Genomic DNA, 23,350 nt, shown 5'->3' with positions numbered 1-23,350 from the left:
TCTTGCGAAAGTGACATGCAGATGGTTTCCGACACGGCCCGTACAGGCAATCGCATCACCGCCGTCCTTGGCCCGACCAACACCGGCAAGACCCACTATGCGCTGGAACGTATGTTGGGCTATCGCACCGGCCTGATCGGCCTGCCGCTGCGCCTGTTGGCGCGCGAGGTTTATGACAAGCTGGTTGGATTGCGTGGCCCCAATGTGGTGGCGCTGGTCACGGGTGAAGAACGCATCGTGCCGGACCGGGCGCAATATTGGGTCTGTACGGTCGAGGCGATGCCGTCTGGCATGGGGGCGGATTTTGTTGCGATTGACGAAATCCAACTGGCCTGTGATCCCGAACGCGGCCATGTGTTCACGGATCGCCTGCTGCATATGCGTGGCACGCAGGAAACCCTGTTCTTGGGGTCGGACACAATGCGTGGTGTGATTGCCGCGCTGGTGCCGAGGGTTCAGTTTCTGCGCCGTGAACGGTTTTCCGAACTGGTCTATGGCGGGTCGAAAAAGATCAGCCGAATGCCGGGGCGCTCCGCGATTGTCGGGTTCTCGGTCGATAACCTTTATGCCATTGCCGAACTGATGCGCCGCCAGAAGGGGGGCGTGGCCGTGGTCATGGGCGCGCTGTCGCCCCGCACCCGCAACGCCCAGGTGGCGATGTATCAGAACGGTGACGTGGACTATCTGGTGGCGACCGATGCGATTGGCATGGGGCTGAACCTCGACATTGACCATGTGGGTTTTTCGGCGCTGGAGAAATTTGACGGCCGCCGGATGCGCCCGCTGTTCCCGCATGAACTGGCCCAGATCGCAGGACGGGCCGGGCGGCACATGAACCACGGGTCGTTTGGCGTGACCGGCGAAGCGCCGCCTTTGGCCGAAGAGGTGGTTGAGGCGATCACCAATCACCGTTTCACCCCGCAAAAAAAACTCATGTGGCGCAATGGCGATCTGCAATTTGGCAACCCAGAGGCGCTGATCCGCTCGCTTGAGGCGACCAGCCCGAACGAACACCTGACCCGCGCCCGCGAAGCCGATGACCTGATTGCGCTGAAGATGGTGACCCGCGATGACGAGGTTGTCGCGCGCGCGACCGATGGCGCGTCCACGCAGCTCTTGTGGGAGGTGTGCCGCCTGCCGGATTTCCGCGGCATCTCGCATGGGGAACATGCCGGTCTGGTCACCAGCCTGTTCAAGGACTTGCATCAACACGGAGAGATTCGCGAAGATTGGTTCGCGCGGCAGGTGAAACGGATCGACCGGACGGATGGCGACATTGACACATTGTCGAAACGCTTGGCCTTTATCCGCACTTGGACCTATGTGGCGCAACGCCGCGACTGGTTACGTGATGTTGCCCATTGGCGCGGGGCCACCCGTGCTGTAGAAGACCGATTGTCGGACGCATTGCACAATGCGCTGACCCAAAGATTTGTTGACCGGCGCACTTCTGTGCTCCTGCGCCGGTTGAAGCAGAAGGAGAGCCTCGTGGCTGACGTGAATGACAAGGGCGAAGTGACTGTGGAAGACCAATTTGTGGGTCGTCTGGAAGGGTTCCGGTTCAGCCAGGACACCTCGCAAAGCCCGGAAGAGGCAAAAACCCTACGTGCGGCCAGCCTTCAGGCGCTGGCACCGGAATTCCACCTCAGGGCGGACCGGTTCTATAACGCCCCCGATACCGAGCTCGATTTCACCGAGCAGGGTGGATTGATGTGGGGGGAACACGCCGTCGGCAAGCTGGTCAAGGGCGATGATATCCTGAAACCGCGCGTTGAGGCGTTTGTGGATGAAGAAGCCGGGACGGATGTGGCCGAGAAGGTCGCGCGCCGCCTGCAGCATTTCATCGACCGCAAGGTGGCCGCTCTGTTTGAGCCGCTTTTGGGCATGCAGAAAGATGAAACCCTGTCCGGTCTGGCCCGTGGGTTCGCCTTCCGCATGGTTGAAGAGCTGGGCATCATCCCGCGTGACAAAGTGGCGGGTGAGGTCAAGGACCTTGATCAGGACGCCCGTGGGGCGCTGCGCAAACATGGCATCCGCTTTGGCCAGTTCACCATTTTCATGCCGCTCCTGCTGAAACCCGCGCCGACGCGGCTGCGTCTGGTGCTGCATTCGCTGTGGCAGGACCTGCAGGAGTTTCCCGAAGCGCCGCCCCCCGGCCTGGTGACCATTCCGGTGATCGAAGCGGTGGATCCGTCCGCTTACCTCCTGTCCGGCTATCGCCCCGCAGGGACCCGCGCGATTCGTATTGATATGCTGGAACGGCTGGCAGATCAGCTGCGTGTCGAAGACAGCCGGGGTGGATTTGAAGCCAAGGCAGATATGTTGTCGATCACCGGCATGACGCTGGAGCAATTCGCCGATCTGATGCAGGGGTTGGGGTATAAGGCCGAAAAAGGCGAGCGTGTGAAGGTGAAAGCCGAAGCCGCCCCTGTTGACGCCCAGGATCCGCAGGAAACCCCGGCTGAACCGCCGGTGGAAACGCCTGCCGAAACACCTTCGGAAGCTCCGGCTGAGGCACCTGCGGAAATTCCGGCGGATGCCCCCTCTGAAACCCCGGTTGAAACTCCGGGCGAAGAGGCCGCTGCCGAAAGGGATGCCGAGGCCCCCGAAATGGAAGCCTTCTTTACCTTCACCTGGGGTGGGTTTAACCGCCGTCAGGGCGCGCGCGGTGAGGGTGGCCGCCGCGATGGTGGAGAACGTCAGGGGGAGCGCAAAGCCCAGGGCGGCAAGCGTCGCGACGGTGGCCGTGATGGAAAGCGCGATGGCGGGAAACCTCGTGGCAAAGGTGGTCCGCGCAAAGGCGGCAAGCCGCAGCGCGACAACAAGCCCAAAACCTACACAACCGGTCCTTCGAACAAGGATAAGAAAGTGGACCCGGACAACCCGTTCGCAGCCCTTCTTGCCCTTAAGGAAAAGGGATAAGTGGCCGAAAAGGCAGCAGAAAACAATTCTCCGGGCAGCGTGCCTGCCCGGATGCGCGCGGACAAATGGCTCTGGCACGCGCGGTTCTTCAAGACCCGCAGCCTGGCCACCAAAGAGATCGCGGCCGGGCATTTGCGCGTCAATGGCGACAAGGTTGCCAAACCTTCCCACCAAATCAGCCCCGGAGATGTGCTGACCTTTCCGCAAAGTCGGTTGGTGCGGGTGATTAAGATTCTTGCCCTGTCGACCCGGCGTGGACCTGCCCCCGAAGCTCAGACCCTGTATGAAGACCTTTCTCCTCCGCCGGAGAAGAAAGACATTCCACCAGAGGATGCTTCCGCACCAAAATATCTTGGCAAAGGCCGCCCAAGTAAGAAAGATCGTCGCAACTTGATGAAAACGCACCGCCCCCCGCTTGATTGATCCGGCACACTGAAATAAGTGGGGCACAGCCAAAGGTTCGAGGACACATCATGACTTACGTTGTTCAAGACAACTGCATCGCCTGCAAATATACCGACTGCGTCGAGGTCTGCCCCGTGGATTGTTTCTACGAGGGGGAAAACATGCTGGTGATCCATCCAGATGAATGCATCGATTGTGGTGTGTGTGAACCGGAATGCCCCGCCGATGCGATCCGCGCCGATACCGAGCCGGGAACCGAGAAATGGGTAGAGTTCAACCGCAAATATGCCGAGCTGTGGCCGGTGATTGTCGAGCGCAAAGACCCGCTTCCGGAAGCCGAAGAGCTGGACGGGGTCGAGAACAAGCTCGAGACCCATTTCTCAGAAGCGCCGGCCGCCGAGTAAACCCACCTGATTCGCCCGGTGTGTCGTTTTTTTTGACGTCTTAGGCAAAAAACGACGGTTAACCGTTTGTTTTACAGGGGATTACACCTTTTGGAGCACCGTGGCGCTTTTGCCCGGTGCTTTTTTCTGGTATACTCTCCTCTAATGACAGCCAGGACCAAAGCTCGGTGTCAGCGCGTCACCCGTTCACAAGGACAGAGGGGGATGCTGGTGCGCCGGGCAAACAGAGTGTTCCGACCAACCGACATGGACGCGGGGTGCCAATGCATCCCACGCTCGTTTTGTCGTCTCGGAATTCTGTGAACAAGGTTCTGTGCAAAGCGCCTAAATCTGTGAAGGACAACCTGTATGAGCAAGAAAAAGCTTGATTTCCGCCCGAACGACTATGTTGTCTACCCGGCCCATGGGGTGGGAAAGATCGTGTCGATCGAAGAGCAGGAAGTCGCCGGGCTTGAACTCGAACTGTTCGTCATTTCCTTTGAAAAAGACAAGATGACCCTGCGTGTGCCCACCAATAAGGCCACCGAAGTTGGGATGCGCGGTCTGGCCTCGGATGCCGAAGTGTCCAAAGCGATGGATACGCTGAAAGGCAAGGCCCGCGTGAAACGTGCCATGTGGTCGCGTCGTGCCCAGGAATATGAACAGAAAATCAACTCGGGCGACCTGATTTCGATTGCCGAAGTGGTGCGCGACCTGCACCGCAATGATGACCAGCGTGAGCAGAGCTATTCCGAGCGTCAGCTTTACGAAGCGGCCCTGGAACGCCTGACCCGCGAAGTGGCCGCCGTTGGTGGTGGTGACGAAATGGCCGCGCAGAAAAAGGTCAGCGATGTGCTGACATCGCGCGCGGCATAAGGAATTGTAGTCAAGATATTCAAATCGTGCCTGCATCACGAACCGCCTGGCCTTTGGGTCAGGCGGTTTTTTTATGGGCTGATCAGGCTCGCGAGCACAAACAACCCGGTGATTTCTGCCAATTGCTGTGATGCGCCAAGGATGTCTCCGGTTTGGCCGCCAATCTTGGCGCGGGCAATCAGGGCCAGACCGATTGTGATCAGCCCGCCCCAAAGCAGCAGCGGCAGCAAAGCCCACCCCAAACAGATGGCCCCGATCAGCAGCGTCAGGGCAGCCGCAAGTCCCGAGGTTGCGACACCGGGCCGTCCCACTGATTGCGCAAGTCCCGACCCACGGGCATTGGGCATCGCAGCCATCAACAGGACCATTGGCAGGCGGCTGATCACACCAACTGCAATCAGCGCCAGAATGGGGAACGGTCCATCCAGCACCAGCGTCAAAGCCACGCCACGTGCCGCGAGCGACAGCACGATGGCAATGACCCCATAAGCGCCGATCCGGCTGTCTTTCATGATCTCAAGGCGGCGCGCCCTGTCATATCCCCCCCACAGCCCGTCCGCCGTATCGGCCAGCCCGTCTTCATGCAACGCGCCGGTCAGCATGATCTGACAGGCCAATGCCAGAAATGCGGTCAGGGGCAGAGGGAGGCCCACCCAAAGCAACAAAAGCGCAAAGCACGCCACCAGCCCGCCGATGATCCCCCCCGCGAGGGGCCAGGCCCAGGCGGCCATCGCCCCACGCCTGGTGGCCAGGTCTCCGTCAACGGGAATGGGCAGCCGCGTCAGCAAACCCAGCGCTGCGGGCAGATCCTGAAGGTGAACCAGCGGCATGTCGTGTTTGGGCAATTTAAGTCTCTTGCGCTCTGTCGTGTTGGCTTTCTCCTCGGTAAAGAGGTGTGCAAGAGGAATCAATCGGGGAATGGACGATGACGGGTGCAGCTTTTACGACTTTGGCGGACTTCAAGGAACTCCTGGCAGGCGCGACCGGGCCGGATAGCGCAGCCAAAGCAGAAGCGGAAGCGCGCAATGGTCAGTTGACCAAACCCCCCGGGGCGCTTGGCCGCCTGGAAGATCTGGCCATCTGGTATGCAAGCTGGCGGGGCAATGGCCGTCCAAGCCTGGACGCGCCGCAAGTGATCGTGTTTGCGGGCAATCACGGCGTTACGGCACGTGGCGTGTCGGCTTTCCCGGCTGAAGTGACCGAGCAGATGGTGCTGAATTTTCAACATGGCGGGGCGGCGATCAACCAGTTGTCCAAGGCGTTTGGTGCCAAGATGGACGTGCATGCCTTGTCACTGGACACGCCCACTGCGGATTTTACCCAAGGTCCCGCGATGAGCGAAGCGGAAGTGGTGGCGGCACTTCTGGCAGGCTGGACGGCGGTGGATGCAGAGGCTGACCTTCTGGTGACCGGCGAAATGGGCATCGGAAACACCACGGCCGCTGCGGCCATCGCCCATGCGCTTTATGGCGGAGCGGCATCAGATTGGGCGGGGCGCGGGACCGGTGTAGATGATGCAGGCTTGTCGCTGAAGGCGCAGGTGGTGGCCGAAGGTCTGGCCGCCAACCCATCCGCAAAAGGCGATGGGCTTGAAGCATTACGGTGTCTGGGCGGGCGCGAGATCGCAGCCATGGCAGGTGCCATCGCGCGCGCCCGGGTCGAGGGGATCCCGGTCATCCTTGACGGGTTCATCTGTTCGGCGGCGGCGGCCTGTCTGGGCGCAGCTGTTCCTGCGGCGCTGGATCATGCGGTGGCGGGTCATCAATCGGCCGAAGGGGCGCATGGGCAAATCCTCGAAGCCATCGGCAAAGCGCCGCTTTTGTCTTTGGGGATGCGTCTGGGCGAAGGATCAGGCGCGGCTTTGGCCATTGGTGTTCTGAAAGGAGCCATTGCCTGCCACTCTGGCATGGCCACATTTGCCGAGGCCGGTGTTTCCGACGGGTAAACCCGGCGCGATCATTATCGGGGCCGTGCAGTTTGCGGCGTGAGGTGTCCGGCCCCGGGGGCGTGCTTAGAACTGTTGTATCTCTTCTCCAAGCCGAGCAATACGCTCCAGTTGATCCTTGATCCGCTCTTGGAAACTCATCAGCTGCTTGATGATGTCATTCAACGCATCCCCTGCATCCGGGCGGCGGGCGCTTTCGATCTTACACATGACCCGGGTGGTAGACAGGCCAAGGATATGACGATTCATCACCTCGCAGGCCTTGGTGATGCGTTCGGCCTCATAGCAGACCTCTTGGAAACATTTCTCGCAGTTTTGATCGTGGGACCGAACGATTTTTTCCAAGAGCACCTGTTCGTCGCCCAGCGAAACACCTTCGCCAAGTGAGCGTCGCTCCTTGCGCAGTTGTTCATTGACTTCATTCAGCATCCGCGCCACGCCGGACATGCACATCGCGTTTTGCACCGACCCTTTGATGGACAAAAAGTTGCTGTTTTCACCCAGGACATGGGTTTCAAACCACTGCGACATTTCCCGCGACATCGTACCGTAATTCTGGGACAGGGTCGAGACCGGGCCACCAGTCGGTTCAAGCCGCGATGCAATAACACGCAGGTTATGCGGGATCGTCCGCATGGCATCAAATTGTTGGATCAATTGGTCGGTCTGATGAGTCAGCTCCCCAGTCAGATTGTCGATCCTCTTGAAGTTGGACACTTTTTTATCCGGACGGTGACCCAGGGCGTCATCACGGTGCAAGAGCTCCGACGACATACTATGCGAAAAGAACTGTTTGTAGCTTTGAAAACCATCTTCTTTGAGATGCTTCAGAAGGCTTTGGGCACTTTCTTCCGGTGAGATATTCCCTTCCAGCTCGACAGCCCGCATATCAGCATAGATTTTTTCAACCCTTGCGAGGGTCCCACATGACGGTTTGATGCGCGCAGAAAGATACCCGTCACCAAAGGGCATCATCACCGCAAAGACCCAATAGTGCAGCCCGTCTTTCGCCCTGTTCTTGACATAGCCACCAACCGCGTTCCCCTTTTTCAGCTCGTCCCACAGCAGCCAGAAAACGCCGCGTGGCATGTCCGGGTGCCGGATGACATTATGGGGTTTGTTCAGAAGTTCGTTCCATTCGTAATGGGCGACGCGTTTGAACACGTAATTCCCGGATTGAATGTTTCCCGCCTCATCGGTCCGCGAGAAAAAGACCTCATCAAGGTGAAAAGGTGCTTCCCCGCTTTCCGGGCGAAATTCCTGACGACGTTCGGCTATAGACACGGTTTTGCATTCCATCCTTCTGGTGTTCGCACCATTAATAGGAAACAGACCTTCCCGGCTGGTTAATGCGGTGAAAAAAGTTGGTGTTCCGCTTACGTGGTCAACGGCAGCGGGGCATCGGGTTTCAACTGGTTCATCACAATCTGACTTTGCACCCGCGACACCGATGGGTGAGGCAAAAGCACCTCGTGGATCAGACGGTTCAGCGCCGGCAGATCCTTGCAATACACGCGCAGCAGATAATCGGATGCCCCGGTCAGCGTCCAGGCCGAGATGATCTGTGGTTGTGTCTCGACCAGTGTCTGAAAGGCACGGCCCGCCTCTGGGGCGTGGCTGGCCATTTCAACCTGCACAAAGCTTTGCACCGACAACCCAAGTTTCATGGGGTCGAGTTTGGCCACATAGCCTGTCACATGACCAAGTTCTTCCAGCCGCTGCCGCCGACGCCCGGCCTGGCTGGGGGACAGGTTCAGAAGCTCTCCCAATTCTTGCGACGTCATATGCGCGTTTTTTTGCAGGGCAGCCAGAATGCGGTGATCAGTGTGGTCCATGGTGTCTCCGTGCGTAAAATATGCGCAAATATTATCAATGATGCTGGTAACGCGCAAATATGAAAGATTTTGTGCTGTGATTTGCGCACTCTTCCGGTCTGGTTCACGATAGTCTGTTCACAGGTTAAGAAACGCGAATAAGGAGATCGCAATGGGACCGTTCCCGCATGATGCCCCCCGAGCCACCATTTCCAACGAAAACCCTGCTGGAACTGACGGGTTCGAATTTGTCGAATTTGCCCATCCCGACCCGCAGGAATTGCGCGATCTCTTCACGCAGATGGGGTTTTCCCACACCGCCAACCACAAGACCCGAAATGTGGAGCTGTGGCAGCAGGGCGATGTCAGCTATCTGATCAACCTGGAACCCGGCAGCCAGGCGGCGCATTTTGCCAAAGAACATGGGCCTTGTGCCTCGGCCATGGGCTGGCGCGTGGTGGATGCGCAGCACGCCTTTGATCATGCGGTGAAAATGGGGGCGAAACCCTATGAAGGCGCCGGCAAATCGCTTGATGTGCCGGCGATCTACGGCATCGGGGACAGCCTGATCTATTTCATCGATAAGTATCACGATCAAAGCGCGTATAACGAAGAATTTGACTGGATCGCCAATGCCTATCCGAAAGGCGTTGGTTTCTATTACCTCGACCACCTGACCCATAATGTCTTCAAGGGTAATATGGATGTCTGGTTCAAGTTTTACGGTGATCTGTTTGGGTTCAAGGAAATCCGGTTTTTCGACATTCAGGGCAAACATACCGGGCTGTTTTCCCGCGCGCTGACGTCGCCCTGCGGCAAGATCCGTATTCCGATCAACGAAGACCGCGGCGAGACCGGGCAGATCGTGGCCTATCTGAAGAAATACAATGGCGAGGGCATCCAGCATATCGCGGTTGGCACCGAAGATATCTATGCCAGCGTGGATGCGATTGCCAGTCGCGGGCTGAAGTTCATGCCCGGTCCAAATGAAACTTACTATGACCTGTCATATGAGCGGGTGAAGGACCACACCGAGCCCAAGGATCAGCTGATGAAACATGGCATCCTGATCGACGGGGAAGGGGTGCTGGGTGGGGGCGAAACCCGGATCCTGTTGCAGATCTTCTCGAAAACCGTGATTGGCCCGATCTTCTTTGAGTTCATCCAGCGCAAAGGGGATGATGGGTTTGGCGAAGGCAACTTCAAGGCGCTCTTTGAATCCATCGAACGCGAGCAGATCAAAAATGGCGAACTGGGCGACGTGGCCTGATCACGCCACATCACCGCTCTGTAAATTCGGTTTCAGGTTTTGTTGAAACCCAGCAGATCTGAAACCGCTTAAAACAGCCGCTTCTGTCAGAGGCGGCTGTTTGCCGAACGCGTTTTGGAATAAGCTTGAGACACATGTTTGTCCCGAAACGCCCAAGGCATTGATATCTCTTACGGCGTTACGCTATTCCGCCGTGTCAGGTCAAAACCGAAACGCTTTCATTGCAGGCGTTAGACGCGTGGCAGAAACAATGCGCCAGCGCTGCGAGATCTTATCCAAACGGACGCAAAAGGGGCCTGTTCCTCATCAGGGCAGCGCGCCCGGAAAAGACGTTACCCAAATGGCAGAATTTTCAGCGTGGTGCTGCGCGACCCCTTTTTGTAGATCAACTGATTGGTCGTGATCGAAAGCACACGACCGCCGTCCAGACGATCCCCAACGCCGACTTTCACATAGCGCCCGGATTTGAGGCGAACCAGGGCGCGGCGGTTGGAGGCACTGCCGGAGATACCGATCAAAGCCACCTTGCGCATCGGGATCGCGTTTTTGATTGTGGCCTGCGTGGCAACCGACGCGCGGGTTGGAATGTTGGGGGTGACCGTCTGGTTGCGCGGCGCGGCCGCGACAACCACCGACCCATCGGACGCATCATTCGCCGCACGCGCCGCCGCCACCAGCTTGTCGAAATTGCGCGGCCGTGATTTCGGTTCGAGCGACCGTGCAATCGCCAGTTCGGTCGGGGCAATCGCCGCCACCGCGAGCGAGGCCTGATCCGCCCCCTCTTCCGCATTGGCAATCGCCTCTGCGATAGCCGCAGCCTGCTGGACCAGGGCCTGTGGGTTTGCAGGCCGTGGGGCCGGGCGCAGGGCCGCCAGTTCACTGCGGGTGCGGCCCCCCAACAGGCGCCGTTCATTGCTTTCGATCAAGCCTTCGGGGCGCAGCCGTGGGCGGGTGCGCGGGACCGAGGGATCGGCGGGATCGGCGGGTGCCAGATCCGCGGTTTCCACCTCGGCCTGCGGGGCAATACCGTCAGGGCGCGGTGTGGGGACCAATGCCGGGCGCCCCGCATAAACCGTAACCCCTTTCGGTGTCAGGCTGCCTTCGGGGGTGGCGCGCACAAGCCCACGCTCATCAAGATCAAACCGGGTGCCTTGCGGGGGCGGAGGAAGCCGATTGGCGGGCAGGCTGACAGCATCCCCCAACTTGGCCAAAGGCAAAGCCACCGCATCATGCACCGCTGTGACCGGGTCAATTGAAGCCACGTAAAGCTCATCAATCCGGCCGCTTTCCGGATCATCCAGCGGATCCGGTGCGCGCTCCCAGATCCCGGTCGCCGCATAGCGTATTTCTGCCGCTTCAGGCGACAATCGTTCAGGGGTCGGAGCGTCATCCGCATCAAGCCCCGCTTCATTGGTCAGCGCTTCTGCACCCGCGCCGATGTCCGCATTCGCGATGACATCCGCGTCAGGTTGCAATGCGGGACTGCGGGCCAGTTGATTGGCCTCATCCAGCGAGGGGGCGGGGCCGCTGGTGATGGCGCTTTCAAACTGATCTTCGGCGTCCGGGAACAGGTCCACATTCTGCTCGCTTAGGAAGAACATCGACCACACCGCCAGAACCGCCATCATCAACAGCAGGCCAAGCACAAGAAACAGGCCAAGATATTTCGGCTTTCCACCCACCTCTTGCGATTTGCGCGCGCCAAAGATGGTCAGGGCATCCGCCTCTTTGCGGGCGCGTTCCTGGGCCGCGGTGGACGCTTTGGGCGTTTTGTTTCGGGCAGAGGAACGGGCAGAGGGGGGCGGAGGGGCAATGGCCGTGCTGAGCACTTCGCCATGTGCGGGGGCAGATAAATTGGGCGTTGCCAAAGAACTGTCAGTTGTCCCATTGGCTGCCCCGGTCGCCCCCTTTGCGCCATTTGCACCATTTGCCCTGGAGGTGCGCTTGCTCAGCGATTTTGAGGTGGCCTTGGCCAGCGATGAAGCGATCGAGCTTGCGCCCGAAGCGCCCGCCAGCCCTTTGCGTGCCGCGTCTTTCAGCTTGCCTGCCGCCCCGTTTGCCCCGGCTTTGGCCTTGGCGGTCGCGGTGCGTTTTTTGGGCTTGGGGGCATTGTCCTGACCATCCACGGTCGGTGCGGTCACCGGTACGTGGATTTCAGTCTGTACGCGCGGCGCAGGCGCGGGGGGAAGGTCAGGCGACGCGGATGCGGCGGTTTTCTCAGACGCTGAGGGGGCGGATGGCGGGACAACATTGATCCGCGGCGCAATGTCGGCCGTCTGTGGACCTGCGCCCGTGCGGTCCGCGGGTGCGCCCGTTCCCGCACGCCGCGTTGAAAAGGCGGGCACGGTGTCCTGCGCCGCTTTGGAAGGAGCCTTTGGGGAATCTGACCCTGCACGGGGCTTTGACTCACGGGGCTTTGACTGCGGCGTTGAAGGCCCTGTGGAAGACCCTGTGTCAAGGGTGGCCAGCCCGGCGTTCGCTGGGTCAGAAGGGGCAGGTTTGGCATCCGGCGTGGCCTTTGAAACGCCTGTTTCCTCTCGCGCCGGAGAGGCCCCCTTGGGTGGCTTGGGAGGCTCAACCTTTTTTTGCGGGGTGGGGCGCGCCGGGGCATCCTCTTCCGGTTCGAAATCGGGGGGGAACGGGGCAAGTTCCGGCGGCGCAGAGGGGGGCTTGGCACCTGAGGTGTCGGCCGGGCTGTCGGTCGGGCTGTCGGTGGTGGTCGCGGCAGGGTGCGGTTTGGTGGCCTGCGCTTGGGGTGCGGGCTGCGGTTCGGGACTGTCAGCCGGCTTGGATGCCGGGGCTTGCGGTTCACTCGTCTGGTCTGCAAGCGGGCCAATCTGGGTGCCCATCAGCTCCGGGGGCGCACGATGTTCGCGCTCTACCTCGCCCCCCTGACCAAGGTGCTGACCGGCGCAGCTGGTTTCGCCAAAGCTGACTTCGCGGGTAAAGCTGCCATGGGGGCGGGCGGTGAAACAGACCGGGTTCATGCGGTTCTCGACCGCGAATCCTTCGGCTTCTGCAAGGGTCTCGCGGGCCACAATTGCCACGTGGGCCATATCGCCATCGGCATACCAGTCAAACGCCAACTCTTCGACCGGGTAGGGGGTCAGCCCGACCAACCCTTCGCGAATGCGCGCCTCGCGCGTGATGTCATCCGGTCCGGGGGCGGTCATGCTGGTGAACAGGATCTGGCTGGGGGGGATGATCAGTTTCGAGGTGAACCCCCCTTTGTCGAGATCCCCGGCGCGCTGGCGCATCATGGACAGATTGTGGGGCAAGCTGGGGTCGGTCAGGCTCACTTCACCCACAAGCACCCAGCCGCCTTTGCCGCGATGCATCAGGCCAATGCCATCATGGGTCAGATCAAGCGCAAAATTCGGCTTCATACCGCTCTTACGGCCCCCGTGTAAGTTGTCCACATACCGGTTGAGACTCAGATCTCGCGCGGTTTCAATCACTCATCCCAATCGGCGCAAACCGGATTGCGGCTGCGCCAAAGCGGCCATCCCTGCCACCGCCTTGAAACTACAGCAGGTTTTCGCCCATGGGAAGGGGGGCAACCCTGTTGGGTTGAACATGGCGACAATTGGCGCAGACATTGGGTCTATCTGGCGCAGACAGGAGGCTAAGATGAAGACATTACTTGGTATTTTAGGTGTCGTGATTTGTATGGGGCAGGCTGCTTTGGCCGAGGGGCGAGACACGCCAACACTCCGGGTTACGGGAACAGGTGTGGTGTCGGCCCAACCGGACATGGCGGTGATCCGTTTGGGGGTGCGCGAAGAGGCCAAGGAAGCCGCAGTTGCCACCCGCGCCGTGGCTGAGGCGCTTGGCGGTATTCTGGCCAAGCTGTCTGCCGCCGGATTGGATGAGAAAGACATCCAGACCACACATTTGTCCTTGGCGCCGCAATTGGATTACGCCAAGTCGGGCGCCCGGAAACAGCTGGGCTATGAGGCATCTTCGACGTTGACGGTCGCAATCCGTGATCTGGCGGGGCTTGGCCCGATGCTGGACCAGGTGATGCAAGCCGGGGCCAATCATTTCAACGGGTTGCAGTTTGATCTGTCCAACCGTGAGGCGCTGTTGGATGAGGCGCGCAAAGCCGCTGTTGCCGATGCCATGCGCAAGGCCAAAGTGCTGGCAGACGCGGCCGGACTGACGCTTGGACCTGTGCGTGTGCTGTCCGAAGACGGGCCAATGCGCGGCCCCGAGCCAATGTTGGGTCGCATGGCAATGGAGGCGCAATCTTCCATGCCCGTGGCAACGGGAGAGGTGAATGTGTCAGCCCAGGTGGTGATGGAGTTTTCACTGAGCGAATAACCTTACCTTCGCTTGGTAAGGCCCTGGTAAGGCGTTGGAAATAAAAAAGGCCGCCAGTTCGGCGGCCTTTCGTTTGTCAGGGCAAACCCTTACGAGGTTGCGGCGTCCAATGCCTGATCCAGATCGGCGATAATGTCTTCGACATTCTCGATGCCGATCGACAGGCGCACCACATTCGGTGCGGCCCCTGCGGCCACCTGTTGCTCTTCGCTCAACTGGCGGTGGGTGGTGGATGCCGAGTGGATGATCAGCGACCGTGCGTCGCCAAGGTTGGCCACATGGCTGAACAGTTTCAAATTATCGACCAGCTTTTTGCAGGATTCGTACCCGCCCTTCACCGCAACCGTGAAGAGGGCCCCAGCGCCTTTCGGGCTGATCTTGTCGGCCAACGCCTTGTAGGGCGAGCTGTCAAGGCTGGCCCAAGTCACGCCTTCAATGCGGTCGTCCGCTTCCAGCCATTCCGCCACTTTGCGGGCATTGGCGAGATGCTTTTCCATCCGCAGTGACAGGGTTTCGATCCCCATCAGCGTGTAATGCGCGGCTTGCGGGTTCATGGTCATGCCAAGGTCACGCAGACCGATGGCGATGCCGTGGAACGTATAGGCCATCGGCCCAAGCGCCTGCCCAAAGCACAGCCCGTGATAGGCCGGTTCCGGTTGGCTGAGCGACGGGAACTTGTCGTTTTGCATCCAGTCAAATTTGCCGCTGTCGACAATTGCGCCGCCGGTCACGGTGCCGTTGCCGGTCAGGTATTTGGTGGTGGAATGCACCACAATCGTGGCCCCCAGCTCAATCGGGCGCACCAGATAGGGCGTGGCCGAGGTGTTGTCGACCACCACCGGGATGCCCGCCTTGTCGGCGATTTTCGCCATGGCGGCGATGTCGGTGGGGATCCCGGCCGGGTTTGCCAGCGTTTCGCAGAACAACGCACGGGTGTTGTCGTCAATCGCGGCTTCCACGGCGGCCGGATCGTCGAAATCCACCAGCTTGGCTTCCCATCCAAAGCGTTTGAAGGTTTGGGTGAACTGGGTGACCGTGCCGCCATACAGCTTGTTTGAGGCCACGATGTTCAGGCCCGGCCCCATTAGAGGGAAGAGCGCCATGATTTGTGCTGCGTGACCGGACGAACAGCACACCGCGCCCGCGCCGCCCTCAAGTTCCGCAATCCGGTTTTGCAGTGCGCCCACGGTGGGGTTGGTCAGGCGCGAATAGATATAGCCCACCTCTTCGAGATTGAAGAGCCGCGCGGCGTGATCGGCATCCTGAAACACATATGCGGTGGTCTGGTAGATCGGCACCTGACGCGCCCCGGTGGCCGGATCCGGCGCGGTGCCTGCATGAACCTGCAGCGTGTCAAACCCCAATTGACGGTCTTCTGTCATGATAGTCTCCCTAAATCAGTTGCCGCTACGCTAGGGCAAAGCCGCGCGGGCTTCAACGGCGCGCGGGCAAAGGAAACGTGGGTTTTGCAAATGGGCGCAGAGGATGAACAACGTTCCGGTCAATTGCGCCCGGTGGAACAGCGTTTCGGGTGGGGCGGCGCCTCACCCTGAACGCTGCCCCGTCCGTTCGGGTTTTTCTTGATGTCTGGTGCGGATTGCGAAAAGATCTGCCGCGCCCGATAAAGCGTTTCGGTGTTCCCCGTGTCAGGTTAAAAACCGAAACGCTTTCGGGCCCTGTTTGCAATTGCCGGAGTATTGCCCATGCTGACCCCGTTTCACCTCGCCATCCATGTGACCGACCTGAAAGAGGCGCGGTGGTTTTATGGCGGGGTGCTGGGCTGCGAAGAAGGGCGGTCGACCGACAGTTGGGTGGATTTCAACTTTTTCGGCCATCAGCTGAGCCTGCATCTGGGCCAGCCCTTCGACACCACCGCCACCGGCACTGTTGGCGCGCAAAAGGTGGCGATGCCACATTTCGGGATTGTGCTGGCCTATGACGACTGGCGCGCCCTGGCGGATCGTCTGACCGCCTCCGGGACCAGCTGGGTGATTGCCCCGACTGTGCGCTTCGAAGGTGAGCCGGGTGAGCAATGGACGATGTTCTTTACCGACCCATCGGGAAATCCGATTGAAGTCAAAGGGTTCAAGGATCTTTCTCAGGTGTTTGCCTCCTGACCGATCCGCGCCCAACCCGCCGTCGCATCAGCGCATCCAGAACCCTTCGCGCTTGATCTTGTTGCGGATCACCTGTTCGCGCCGCGGCAGATTTGCGCGATCAAACATGGCGCGTACCTTCTGCCCGCGCCCCTGATAGATCATCCGCAGCATCGGTTCGTATTCCTTGAACACTTTCTTGAGCTTGTTGGGGGCTGACACGGTTTCAAGCACGTCAATCACCCGATCCGCCTCGCGCGCGTAGGCCAGCGGCAGCACACGCCAATGGCAGGTGACATCCCCATCCAACCCGGCAAGCTCGGGCCCCGGACGCCCGCCGCCAAAGGACGAAATGACCAGGGGCAGGGCGATCTGGTCAAGCCAGGGAAACAGCTCCTGACAGACCAGCTCTTCCGGCGCGCTGTCGCGGATCGCCAATGCGTATTCCAGGAACCGCGCGCCAAACTGGCGCGGGCAGGCCCCAAAAAACCAGCCCGCATTGAAATACATGTAGCGTTCCCAATACTCGTCCGGCTGTGTCAGATCGAGCGAGCTTTGGTAATCCTGCCCGAACTTTTCATAAAGTGATTTCCAAATCGCGCCGTAGCCCGGGCCGTAAAGCTCGATCTTGGGCCAGGTGTTTTCGCGTTTCATCGAGGCCGAGGGCCGTGAGAAATCAAACGCGATCTCCGATAATTTCCCGGTCACCACCGTGTCACTGTCGAAAAAGACAAAGGGTTCCCCTTCGGGCATCTCCAGCAGCGCTTCGATCTTGTTGGCGTTGGGGTAGCTGGCCCCGAAGTGATGGTTTTGGAAGGGCAGGATCTCGGCTCCCAACCCCTCCAGCGCCTCGCGCACCTTGGGGCGGATGCGCGGATCATGGGGCCAGTTTTCCCCCGGTTGCGGTTCGGCCACAAAGACGCGACCTTTGAAACCGGGATCCGCTGCGCGCAAAGACGCAACAAACAACAGCGCCTCATACGAGACACGGCCGGCTTGACCCACCACCATGATATTGAAAACTTTGGGCGTCTTGGCCTTTTGAACGGGCGTTGCTTTCGCAGCGGCCTTTGCGGCGGTCTTCCCCTTTGTGGAGGCGGGTCTGGGTTTGGGGGATGTCTTGGTGCTGGCCGTTTTTCCACCCGCTGCCGTCTTTGAGGTGTTCCCCACAGTCTTTTTGGCGGGTTTTCCCTTGTTGGAAGAGGTTGCCCCCGCCCGCTTTTTCGCCGATTTGGCCATTGCTCTTTGCCCATGCTTATCTTTTCGGGCAGTATAGGTCAGAAGAGGCAAGCCGGGAAGGGGGCGAGAACAAGGAGTTCACCTCCCCAGGCCATGGCCATGAGTGCGCAGAATTTTACCGGTCGCAATATTGCATGCGAGGAGAATGAGATGAAGTTGGGATCCAAGGTTGTGACGCTGCTTGGCGCGGGCGTCCTGTCGCTGGGGGGGCATGCCACCCAGGCGCAGCAGTTTACCACGGCCGCTGAAATTCGTCCGATCCTCGAAGCCACGCAGGCCAATTGGATTGCGGTGCGCGAATATGACGGGCAGGACCTGCTGTATTTCACCCACCTTCTGGCGTGGCGCTGCGGACTTGAACAGGTGCGGTATGCGGTGAATGGCGGTGAGATGCAGGCGTTTGAGCTGGAGCCATGTTACATGGAGGAAGCCCAGCCCAACGCCATCAAGTCCACCGAAATTCTGCCCTTCGTGACGCTGGATCTGAAGGCGGTGAATACGGTGGATGTGGAGCTGTTCTATGACGATGGGACCACGGCCACGGGCAGCTATGAACGCGGCAGCATTCAAATCAACTGACGAAGAAAATCTATTTATAACAGTGTGTAGCGATGTGAAGTGAAGGCGCTTTTTGCTTTTACGAACCTTCCGAGAATGTGCCGAATTTTCCGGTGCAAAACGCCAGCGAGCCGCTCTCGGCCACATTTACCCGTTGCACGCGCCCCAAGACGATCGAGTGGTCTCCGCCCTCCATCACCCGTTCCGTGGTGCAGTCAAACCGTGTCACGCATCCGTCCAGAAGCGGCACGCCATGATCGTCGGTGTGATGCGGTACGGCTTCGAACAGGTCGCCCGTGCGCGCGAAGTGTTGCGCCAGTTCGCGCTGGTCTTCGGACAGAATGTGGATGGCAAAATGGCTGGCGGCAACAAAGGCATCATGGCGGGCCGACACCAGCGCCGGGCACCACAAAACCAGCGGCGGATCCAGCGAGACGGAGGTAAAGCTGTTTGCGGTCATGCCCACCGGCACCGGTTTTCCATCCTGCAACGACGGGGCGGTAACGATGGTCACGCCGGTTGGAAAACTGCCAAGGGCTGACCGGAACTCTGCCGCGTGTTCGGGGCCGGGATTGAAGCTTTTCATCTGCTCTGTCTCGCGCGTTTCAGATCCGTTGCCGCGCGACCCTATATTCATGGGACATGAGAGAAAAGGACAAAAGCGGCATTTGGGGGGGCAGCGCCGGTGAAACCGTGTGTTTGTGGGCCGTCACTCTGCAATGGCAAAGCCCGAAATCAGGTGACGCAACCCAAGGGCCGCGCCCGCTATGATCGCCAGGAACGTAACGGGAGCACCGTAATACAGCAGCGCAAAAGCCGACAGGCCCTGACCGACCGAACAGCCAAAGGCAATCACAGCACCGATCCCCATGATCACCGCCCCCAGGATCTGACGTTTGAGCTCACGCGGGTCCTCGCAGGCTTCCCAGCGGAAATGGCCCAGCCGCAAGCTGCCCAGAAACGCGCCCAAAAGCACGCCCACAACCGAGCCGACGCCGAAATTCAGGTCATTGCCGGACGAGGTCATCAGGTAAATGATCATGTCGCCAATTGGGGCGGAGTAGGTGTGGCTTTCAACCGGGATCGCAGAGAACCCGTTGGCCGATACCCAGGCGGTGCCGCCCCAGCCGATGACCACAGCAATCCCGGCAACCGCGCCCCAAAAGATCTTGTCGCGGGCGGCACGCAGATCGGGGCTGGCCAGCATCGCAATCAGGATCAGGACACCGAGGGCAACGCCAATCGGCGCAGGGGACAGGCCCGTGGCACCACCGATCCCGTGGGCAAATGAGGGCAGGGCGCCATTTTCGATAGGTGTTTCCGGGAACAGCCAGACCCGAAGCCGGGCCAGTGGGCCGGAGATGGCGACGTAAGCGGACAGGCCCATCACCAGCACAATCACAAAGCTGCGCAGGTCTCCTCCGCCCAGACGTGCCAGGGCGCCAAAGCCGCAATTGCCCGACAGGGCCATGCCATAGCCAAAGATCAGCCCGCCAAAGATAGAGGCCAGCGGGTTCCAGGACAGACGCAGATAGACGGTTTCTTCGGCTGGGATCAGGCCCGCGCCGATCAGGGAAAACGTGCCGATCATCGCCACGCCGATCGCCACGCCCCACATCATCAGACGCACCCGCGATCCGCCATAAAGCGCGTCTTCGATGGCACCAAGGGTGCAAAAACGGCCAATACGCGCCGAGAGACCCAACAACACGCCCCCGACCAGCCCCACCAGAGCCGCCAGATTTGCATCGGAAATCCAGTCAAACATGCGCCCCTCCTGCTCGTGACGGATTTGCTGCGGTTCCAGACCGCAATTGCGCAGACGGCCTCCCACCAGCGGCGCAGGTCAGATCCAAGATGTCAGGGGATGCTACCTGATGGCAGCCGCACAGGAAATCGCTTTTATTCCGCGGCTTTGCGCTCTTCGGGTGTGCCCCCGGACTGGCCGACCGTGCAAAACATCTCGTAAATCACTTCGAGGATGCGACGCGGGCGATCATCGGTCAAGGAATAGTAGATTGTCTTGCCGTCACGGCGTGGCGTCACCAGACCTTCCAGCCGCAGGCGGGCCAGTTGTTGGGACACGGCGGCCTGGCGGGCGGAAAGCAGCTTTTCCAGTTCGGTCACTGATTTTTCGCCGGTCACCAGGTGACACAGGATCATCAACCGCCCTTCATGGCTGATCGCCTTAAGCAGGTTTGACGCATCACAGGCGCTGGTCATCATCTGATCCAGTTCCTCGTTTGTCATGTCTTCGCGAATGACGGGTAGGGCCATCACTTGATCCTTTAGAGCGTACGGCGGGGACCCGCCGGGGCGTTTTTCGTAAGTGGCGTCGTGAACCCTCATATCCTGGCCCGTTTTCAACGCAAACCGATCCCTGATTGGCAACAAGAACCGCTTCCCGACACTATATATAAGAGGTTTGCCAATTTGCAAACGCTTCGCGTTGGCGCTCACTTTGACGTGACGGGAAGCCCACACTTGTCCGGCCCGCCCGTAATCAGGGCTGTCCTGTCAGCTTTCCGGTAGCGCGTAAGCCGTGTGATCAAGCAACATCTTTTCAAGCAATCCCCAGAAGAAATCCTCTCCTGGATACCCTTCGATCCGGGCCAGTTCGCGACCGCCATCCACCAAAAGGAAGGTGGGGGTGAAAGAGACCGGGCGTGCCAGGTCGAACCCAAGGTCATCATCACGGGTTTTGCGGATACCGACCTTGATCAGGGGCGCATATTGCCCTTCCGGTGTCTTGGGATAGATCGCCCCCAACTCACGCTCCCACGCAGCGCACCAGGCGCAGCCGGGTTCTTCGACCATAACCAGCTCTGCCGCCCGGGCCGGGGCGTTGACCATCAGGGCCAGACCGATCAGGATCGGCAGACAGCGAAGAAGAATGTGGCGCATGGCGCGGGTCCTGGTGTTGTCCAAGTGGTGTCGGTGGTTGACCTTGATTTGATAAAATACATAAATTGAATATGTTCAGGTTTCAAGAAGATTGACCGTTTGGCGGATCAATCATTTGCCTGATCAGCGCGAAAAGCAGGGGGCAGGGATGTTTGAAATCAGTTTTGCGGGCGCGGCGTTGGCCGGGCTTTTGTCCTTTGCCAGCCCCTGCATCCTGCCCATGGTGCCGTTTTACCTCAGCTACCTGGCCGGCCTGTCGATGAGCGAGTTGCAGGAAGAAGGCGGCATTGCGCCCGGGGCGCAGAAACGGTTGATCCTTGCCGCCCTGGCCTTTGCCTTTGGCGTGACCACAATTTTTGTCCTTCTTGGGCTGGGGGCCACGGCGCTTGGCACCGCGTTTGCCCAATATAAACACATCCTGGCCTATGCGGGGGCCGCGCTGCTGTTGGTGTTCGGGTTGCATTTCCTGGGCATCCTGCGCATCGGCCTTTTGTATCGCGAGGCGCGCATGACCAGCGGGGCAGAGCCCAGCACCATCATCGGTGCCTATCTGATGGGGCTGGCCTTTGGCTTTGGCTGGACGCCCTGCGTGGGGCCGGTTCTGGCCTCGATCCTGATGATCGCATCCGGCATGGGGGATCTGACCCGTGGTGGGCTTTTGCTGGCGGTCTACGGTTTGGGAATGACCGCGCCCTTCGTGATCGCCGCATTCTTTTCGCAGGGGTTCATCCGCTGGGCCGGCCGCAATCGCAAATACCTGCCTTATGTGGAAAAGGGGATGGGGGTGATGTTGATCCTGTTTGCGGTACTGATCAGCACCGGACAGGTGAACGTCATCGGCCAGTGGCTGATCGACTGGTTCCCCGCTTTGACGCGGCTTGGGTAAGGCAGATCGGTGTGCAATGGCGAGCGTGGTCTGTTGGCGGACGGATGAATGTGCCGGGGACAGAATCAACGTCCCTGGGGGCGACTCACGGCCCCTCTGACGGCGTTTGCTCCGAGTCTCGCTGGGGGTTCGGGTCCACCAATCGCACTCTGTTACGCTTGTTCGCGGGGCACCCGTATCAGATGAAAATTCATCGTATACAACAGGATGCATTGCATTTATGCGGGTGTTGGAAAGGATGTTTCGCGTATGACTAATAATAATTCAAATAATGGAATTTGATGTTGCGAAAATTACTTCACCTGCGTAACTTATCCGGACAACGGTCATGGGAGGTATTATGAAGCGGACAAAGATCACGCTCGCCGTTCTTTTCGCCAGCGCAACGCTAGCAGGAGCGGCACAGGCCGACGTGGTGGCGCCGGGCGCCGTCGCCTTCAACGAAGATGGTGCAGTGGAAATGTCGCTGACCGGCACGCCGGGCGACGCCATGGAAGGCGCCAAGGTCGTCTCGACCAAATCACAGGGCAATTGCATTGCCTGTCACGAAATCACCGATCTTGCAGATGTGCCGTTCCACGGCGAAGTGGGGCCGCTTTTGGATGGGGCGGGCGACCGCTGGTCCGAGGGGGAGCTGCGCGGGCTTCTGGTGAATGCCAAGGTTCTGTTCGAAGACACGGTCATGCCGGCCTTCTACAAAACCGAGGGCTTCAACCGTCTGGGCAAGGCCTATACCGGCAAAGCCCATGAAGGCGAGGTGGAACCGCTTTTGAGCGCCCAGCAGATCGAAGATGTTGTCGCCTATCTGATGACGCTGAAATAAGCGCATCACGGGTACGGAAATACTCACAGGAGAGAGAAATGAAATTCACACGTCGTGAAGCTCTGGCTCTTGGTCTCGGTGCTACCGCCGTCGCCATGTTGCCGATGCGGGCAAGTGCGGCCGCCGACGAGGCGATCGCCGCCTTCACCGGTGGGGCAGAGATGGGCGAGGGGGGCATCACCCTGACCGCGCCGGAAATCGCAGAAAACGGCAATACCGTGCCGGTGTCGGTGGACGCCCCCGGTGCCGAGGCGATCATCATTCTGGCCGCAGGCAACCCGACCCCGGGCGTGGCCCAGTTCACCTTTGGTCCCGCTGCCGGATCGCAAGCGGCCTCGACCCGCATTCGCCTGGCTGGCACGCAAGACGTGATCGCCATTGCCAAGATGGCCGATGGCAGCTTTGTCAAAGCGCAATCGACCGTCAAGGTCACCATCGGCGGCTGCGGCGGCTAAGTCAGGACAAGGAGAGATATCATGGCAAAAGGTGTAAAACCCCGCGTGAAAGTTCCCAAGTCGGCAGCCGCTGGCGAGGTTGTGACGCTGAAAACCCTGATCAGCCACAAGATGGAATCGGGTCAGCGCAAGGACAAGGATGGCAATGTCATCCCGCGCTCGATCATCAACCGCTTTACCTGTGAATTCAACGGGGCGCTGGTGGTCGACGTGGCAATGGAAAGCGCCATTTCCACCAACCCTTACTTCGAATTTGACGCGAAAGTCGACGCCGCCGGGGACTTCAAGTTCACCTGGTATGACGACGACGGGTCTGTCTACGAAGAAACCAAATCGATCAAGGTCGCCTAAGGCGCCGCGACAGGTTATCCGCCGCGTCAAGGACGCGAGGCGGCGGATAGCAGAGCCACATAACAAGAGCGCGCCCCTGCGCGCCAACCCACCACATAAG

General features: G+C 59.7%; 23 protein-coding genes. 13 read left to right on the top strand and 10 right to left on the bottom strand.

The genetic code is table 11. The annotated features are described in order from the left end of the window. The first annotated feature begins 21 nt into the window (after positions 1–21). From ACP15V_RS08880 to ACP15V_RS08865, 4 genes are all read left to right on the top strand, one after another. On the top strand, positions 22–2,922 hold the full coding sequence (locus ACP15V_RS08880) for a helicase-related protein (RefSeq protein WP_424943403.1): 2,901 nt from the start codon (positions 22–24) through the stop codon (positions 2,920–2,922). Between the two features lie 51 nt (positions 2,923–2,973). Beyond that, complete coding sequence (locus ACP15V_RS08875; protein WP_424943402.1) at positions 2,974–3,345, top strand: RNA-binding S4 domain-containing protein; 372 nt, start codon at positions 2,974–2,976, stop codon at positions 3,343–3,345. 50 nt (positions 3,346–3,395) lie between these two features. After that, positions 3,396–3,731, top strand: a complete 336-nt coding sequence (gene fdxA / locus ACP15V_RS08870) for a ferredoxin FdxA (protein WP_424943310.1) — start codon at positions 3,396–3,398, stop codon at positions 3,729–3,731. A gap of 348 nt (positions 3,732–4,079) precedes the next feature. Continuing rightward, positions 4,080–4,586 carry a CarD family transcriptional regulator gene (locus ACP15V_RS08865; protein ID WP_424943309.1) on the top strand — a complete coding sequence of 169 codons (507 nt, stop codon included), beginning with the start codon at positions 4,080–4,082 and terminating at the stop codon, positions 4,584–4,586. 71 nt (positions 4,587–4,657) lie between these two features. On the opposite strand, the gene ACP15V_RS08860 is transcribed toward ACP15V_RS08865, so the two are convergent. Further along, positions 4,658–5,416 (bottom strand): adenosylcobinamide-GDP ribazoletransferase, encoded by a 759-nt coding sequence (locus tag ACP15V_RS08860; RefSeq protein WP_424943308.1) that lies wholly within the window; start codon positions 5,414–5,416, stop codon positions 4,658–4,660. A 95-nt stretch (positions 5,417–5,511) separates the two neighbouring features. Here ACP15V_RS08860 and cobT point away from each other — a divergent pair, with 95 nt between their 5' ends. Then, on the top strand, positions 5,512–6,531 hold the full coding sequence (gene cobT, locus ACP15V_RS08855) for a nicotinate-nucleotide--dimethylbenzimidazole phosphoribosyltransferase (protein ID WP_424943307.1): 1,020 nt from the start codon (positions 5,512–5,514) through the stop codon (positions 6,529–6,531). Between the two features lie 66 nt (positions 6,532–6,597). Here cobT and ACP15V_RS08850 read toward each other — a convergent pair whose 3' ends face one another. Together ACP15V_RS08850 and ACP15V_RS08845 are read right to left on the bottom strand one after the other, a co-directional pair. Then, a complete protein-coding gene (locus ACP15V_RS08850) occupies positions 6,598–7,815 on the bottom strand; it encodes a PAS domain-containing protein (RefSeq protein WP_424943306.1) in 1,218 nt (405 codons plus the stop codon). Between the two features lie 92 nt (positions 7,816–7,907). Then, on the bottom strand, positions 7,908–8,366 hold the full coding sequence (locus ACP15V_RS08845; protein WP_424943305.1) for an Lrp/AsnC family transcriptional regulator: 459 nt from the start codon (positions 8,364–8,366) through the stop codon (positions 7,908–7,910). Between the two features lie 151 nt (positions 8,367–8,517). Here ACP15V_RS08845 and hppD point away from each other — a divergent pair, with 151 nt between their 5' ends. Continuing rightward, the gene (gene hppD / locus ACP15V_RS08840) at positions 8,518–9,615 is read left to right on the top strand and encodes a 4-hydroxyphenylpyruvate dioxygenase (RefSeq protein WP_424943304.1); all 1,098 of its coding nucleotides are present in this window, start codon (positions 8,518–8,520) and stop codon (positions 9,613–9,615) included. A 332-nt stretch (positions 9,616–9,947) separates the two neighbouring features. Here hppD and ACP15V_RS08835 read toward each other — a convergent pair whose 3' ends face one another. Continuing rightward, positions 9,948–13,001, bottom strand: coding sequence for a hypothetical protein (locus ACP15V_RS08835; RefSeq protein ID WP_424943303.1), 3,054 nt, complete (start codon positions 12,999–13,001; stop codon positions 9,948–9,950). Positions 13,002–13,245: 244 nt separating this feature from the next. Between ACP15V_RS08835 and ACP15V_RS08830 the strand changes: the two genes are divergently transcribed. Then, entirely contained in the window at positions 13,246–13,938 is a 693-nt protein-coding gene (locus ACP15V_RS08830; protein ID WP_424943302.1) for an SIMPL domain-containing protein, read from the top strand. An 89-nt stretch (positions 13,939–14,027) separates the two neighbouring features. Here the strand turns inward: ACP15V_RS08830 and ACP15V_RS08825 are convergent, their stop codons facing one another. Beyond that, positions 14,028–15,320 (bottom strand): O-acetylhomoserine aminocarboxypropyltransferase/cysteine synthase family protein, encoded by a 1,293-nt coding sequence (locus ACP15V_RS08825; RefSeq protein WP_424943301.1) that lies wholly within the window; start codon positions 15,318–15,320, stop codon positions 14,028–14,030. 321 nt (positions 15,321–15,641) lie between these two features. On the opposite strand from ACP15V_RS08825, the gene ACP15V_RS08820 reads away from it, so the two are divergent. Beyond that, positions 15,642–16,055: a VOC family protein gene (locus ACP15V_RS08820; RefSeq protein ID WP_424943300.1), complete on the top strand. Its 414-nt coding sequence runs from the start codon at positions 15,642–15,644 to the stop codon at positions 16,053–16,055. A 27-nt stretch (positions 16,056–16,082) separates the two neighbouring features. On the opposite strand, the gene ACP15V_RS08815 is transcribed toward ACP15V_RS08820, so the two are convergent. Then, positions 16,083–17,045, bottom strand: coding sequence for a hypothetical protein (locus tag ACP15V_RS08815; protein WP_424943299.1), 963 nt, complete (start codon positions 17,043–17,045; stop codon positions 16,083–16,085). Positions 17,046–17,423: 378 nt separating this feature from the next. On the opposite strand from ACP15V_RS08815, the gene ACP15V_RS08810 reads away from it, so the two are divergent. After that, positions 17,424–17,852 carry a hypothetical protein gene (locus ACP15V_RS08810; RefSeq protein WP_424943298.1) on the top strand — a complete coding sequence of 143 codons (429 nt, stop codon included), beginning with the start codon at positions 17,424–17,426 and terminating at the stop codon, positions 17,850–17,852. A gap of 58 nt (positions 17,853–17,910) precedes the next feature. Here ACP15V_RS08810 and ACP15V_RS08805 read toward each other — a convergent pair whose 3' ends face one another. The 4 genes from ACP15V_RS08805 to ACP15V_RS08790 all read right to left on the bottom strand — a co-directional run bounded on the left by ACP15V_RS08805 (position 17,911) and on the right by ACP15V_RS08790 (position 20,735). Continuing rightward, positions 17,911–18,417 carry a flavin reductase family protein gene (locus ACP15V_RS08805; protein ID WP_424943297.1) on the bottom strand — a complete coding sequence of 169 codons (507 nt, stop codon included), beginning with the start codon at positions 18,415–18,417 and terminating at the stop codon, positions 17,911–17,913. A gap of 123 nt (positions 18,418–18,540) precedes the next feature. Further along, on the bottom strand, positions 18,541–19,599 hold the full coding sequence (locus ACP15V_RS08800) for a YeeE/YedE family protein (protein WP_424943296.1): 1,059 nt from the start codon (positions 19,597–19,599) through the stop codon (positions 18,541–18,543). Between the two features lie 134 nt (positions 19,600–19,733). Further along, positions 19,734–20,108, bottom strand: coding sequence for an ArsR/SmtB family transcription factor (locus ACP15V_RS08795; protein WP_424943295.1), 375 nt, complete (start codon positions 20,106–20,108; stop codon positions 19,734–19,736). A 240-nt stretch (positions 20,109–20,348) separates the two neighbouring features. After that, positions 20,349–20,735, bottom strand: a complete 387-nt coding sequence (locus tag ACP15V_RS08790; protein WP_424943294.1) for a thioredoxin family protein — start codon at positions 20,733–20,735, stop codon at positions 20,349–20,351. 148 nt (positions 20,736–20,883) lie between these two features. Here ACP15V_RS08790 and ACP15V_RS08785 point away from each other — a divergent pair, with 148 nt between their 5' ends. The 4 genes from ACP15V_RS08785 (at position 20,884) to soxZ (ending at position 23,250) form a co-directional block, all read left to right on the top strand. After that, positions 20,884–21,621 carry a cytochrome c biogenesis CcdA family protein gene (locus tag ACP15V_RS08785; RefSeq protein WP_424943293.1) on the top strand — a complete coding sequence of 246 codons (738 nt, stop codon included), beginning with the start codon at positions 20,884–20,886 and terminating at the stop codon, positions 21,619–21,621. Between the two features lie 340 nt (positions 21,622–21,961). After that, positions 21,962–22,444: a sulfur oxidation c-type cytochrome SoxX gene (gene soxX, locus ACP15V_RS08780; RefSeq protein ID WP_424943292.1), complete on the top strand. Its 483-nt coding sequence runs from the start codon at positions 21,962–21,964 to the stop codon at positions 22,442–22,444. 38 nt (positions 22,445–22,482) lie between these two features. Continuing rightward, positions 22,483–22,899 carry a thiosulfate oxidation carrier protein SoxY gene (gene soxY, locus ACP15V_RS08775; protein WP_424943291.1) on the top strand — a complete coding sequence of 139 codons (417 nt, stop codon included), beginning with the start codon at positions 22,483–22,485 and terminating at the stop codon, positions 22,897–22,899. Positions 22,900–22,920: 21 nt separating this feature from the next. Then, positions 22,921–23,250, top strand: a complete 330-nt coding sequence (soxZ, locus tag ACP15V_RS08770; protein WP_424943290.1) for a thiosulfate oxidation carrier complex protein SoxZ — start codon at positions 22,921–22,923, stop codon at positions 23,248–23,250. Positions 23,251–23,350: the final 100 nt, after the last annotated feature.

This window comes from Aliiroseovarius crassostreae, from assembly GCF_049803815.1.
Lineage (GTDB): Bacteria > Pseudomonadota > Alphaproteobacteria > Rhodobacterales > Rhodobacteraceae > Aliiroseovarius > Aliiroseovarius crassostreae_A.
The sequence above is the reverse complement of the archived record's forward strand: the minus strand, read 5'-3'. Positions and strand labels throughout refer to the sequence as shown.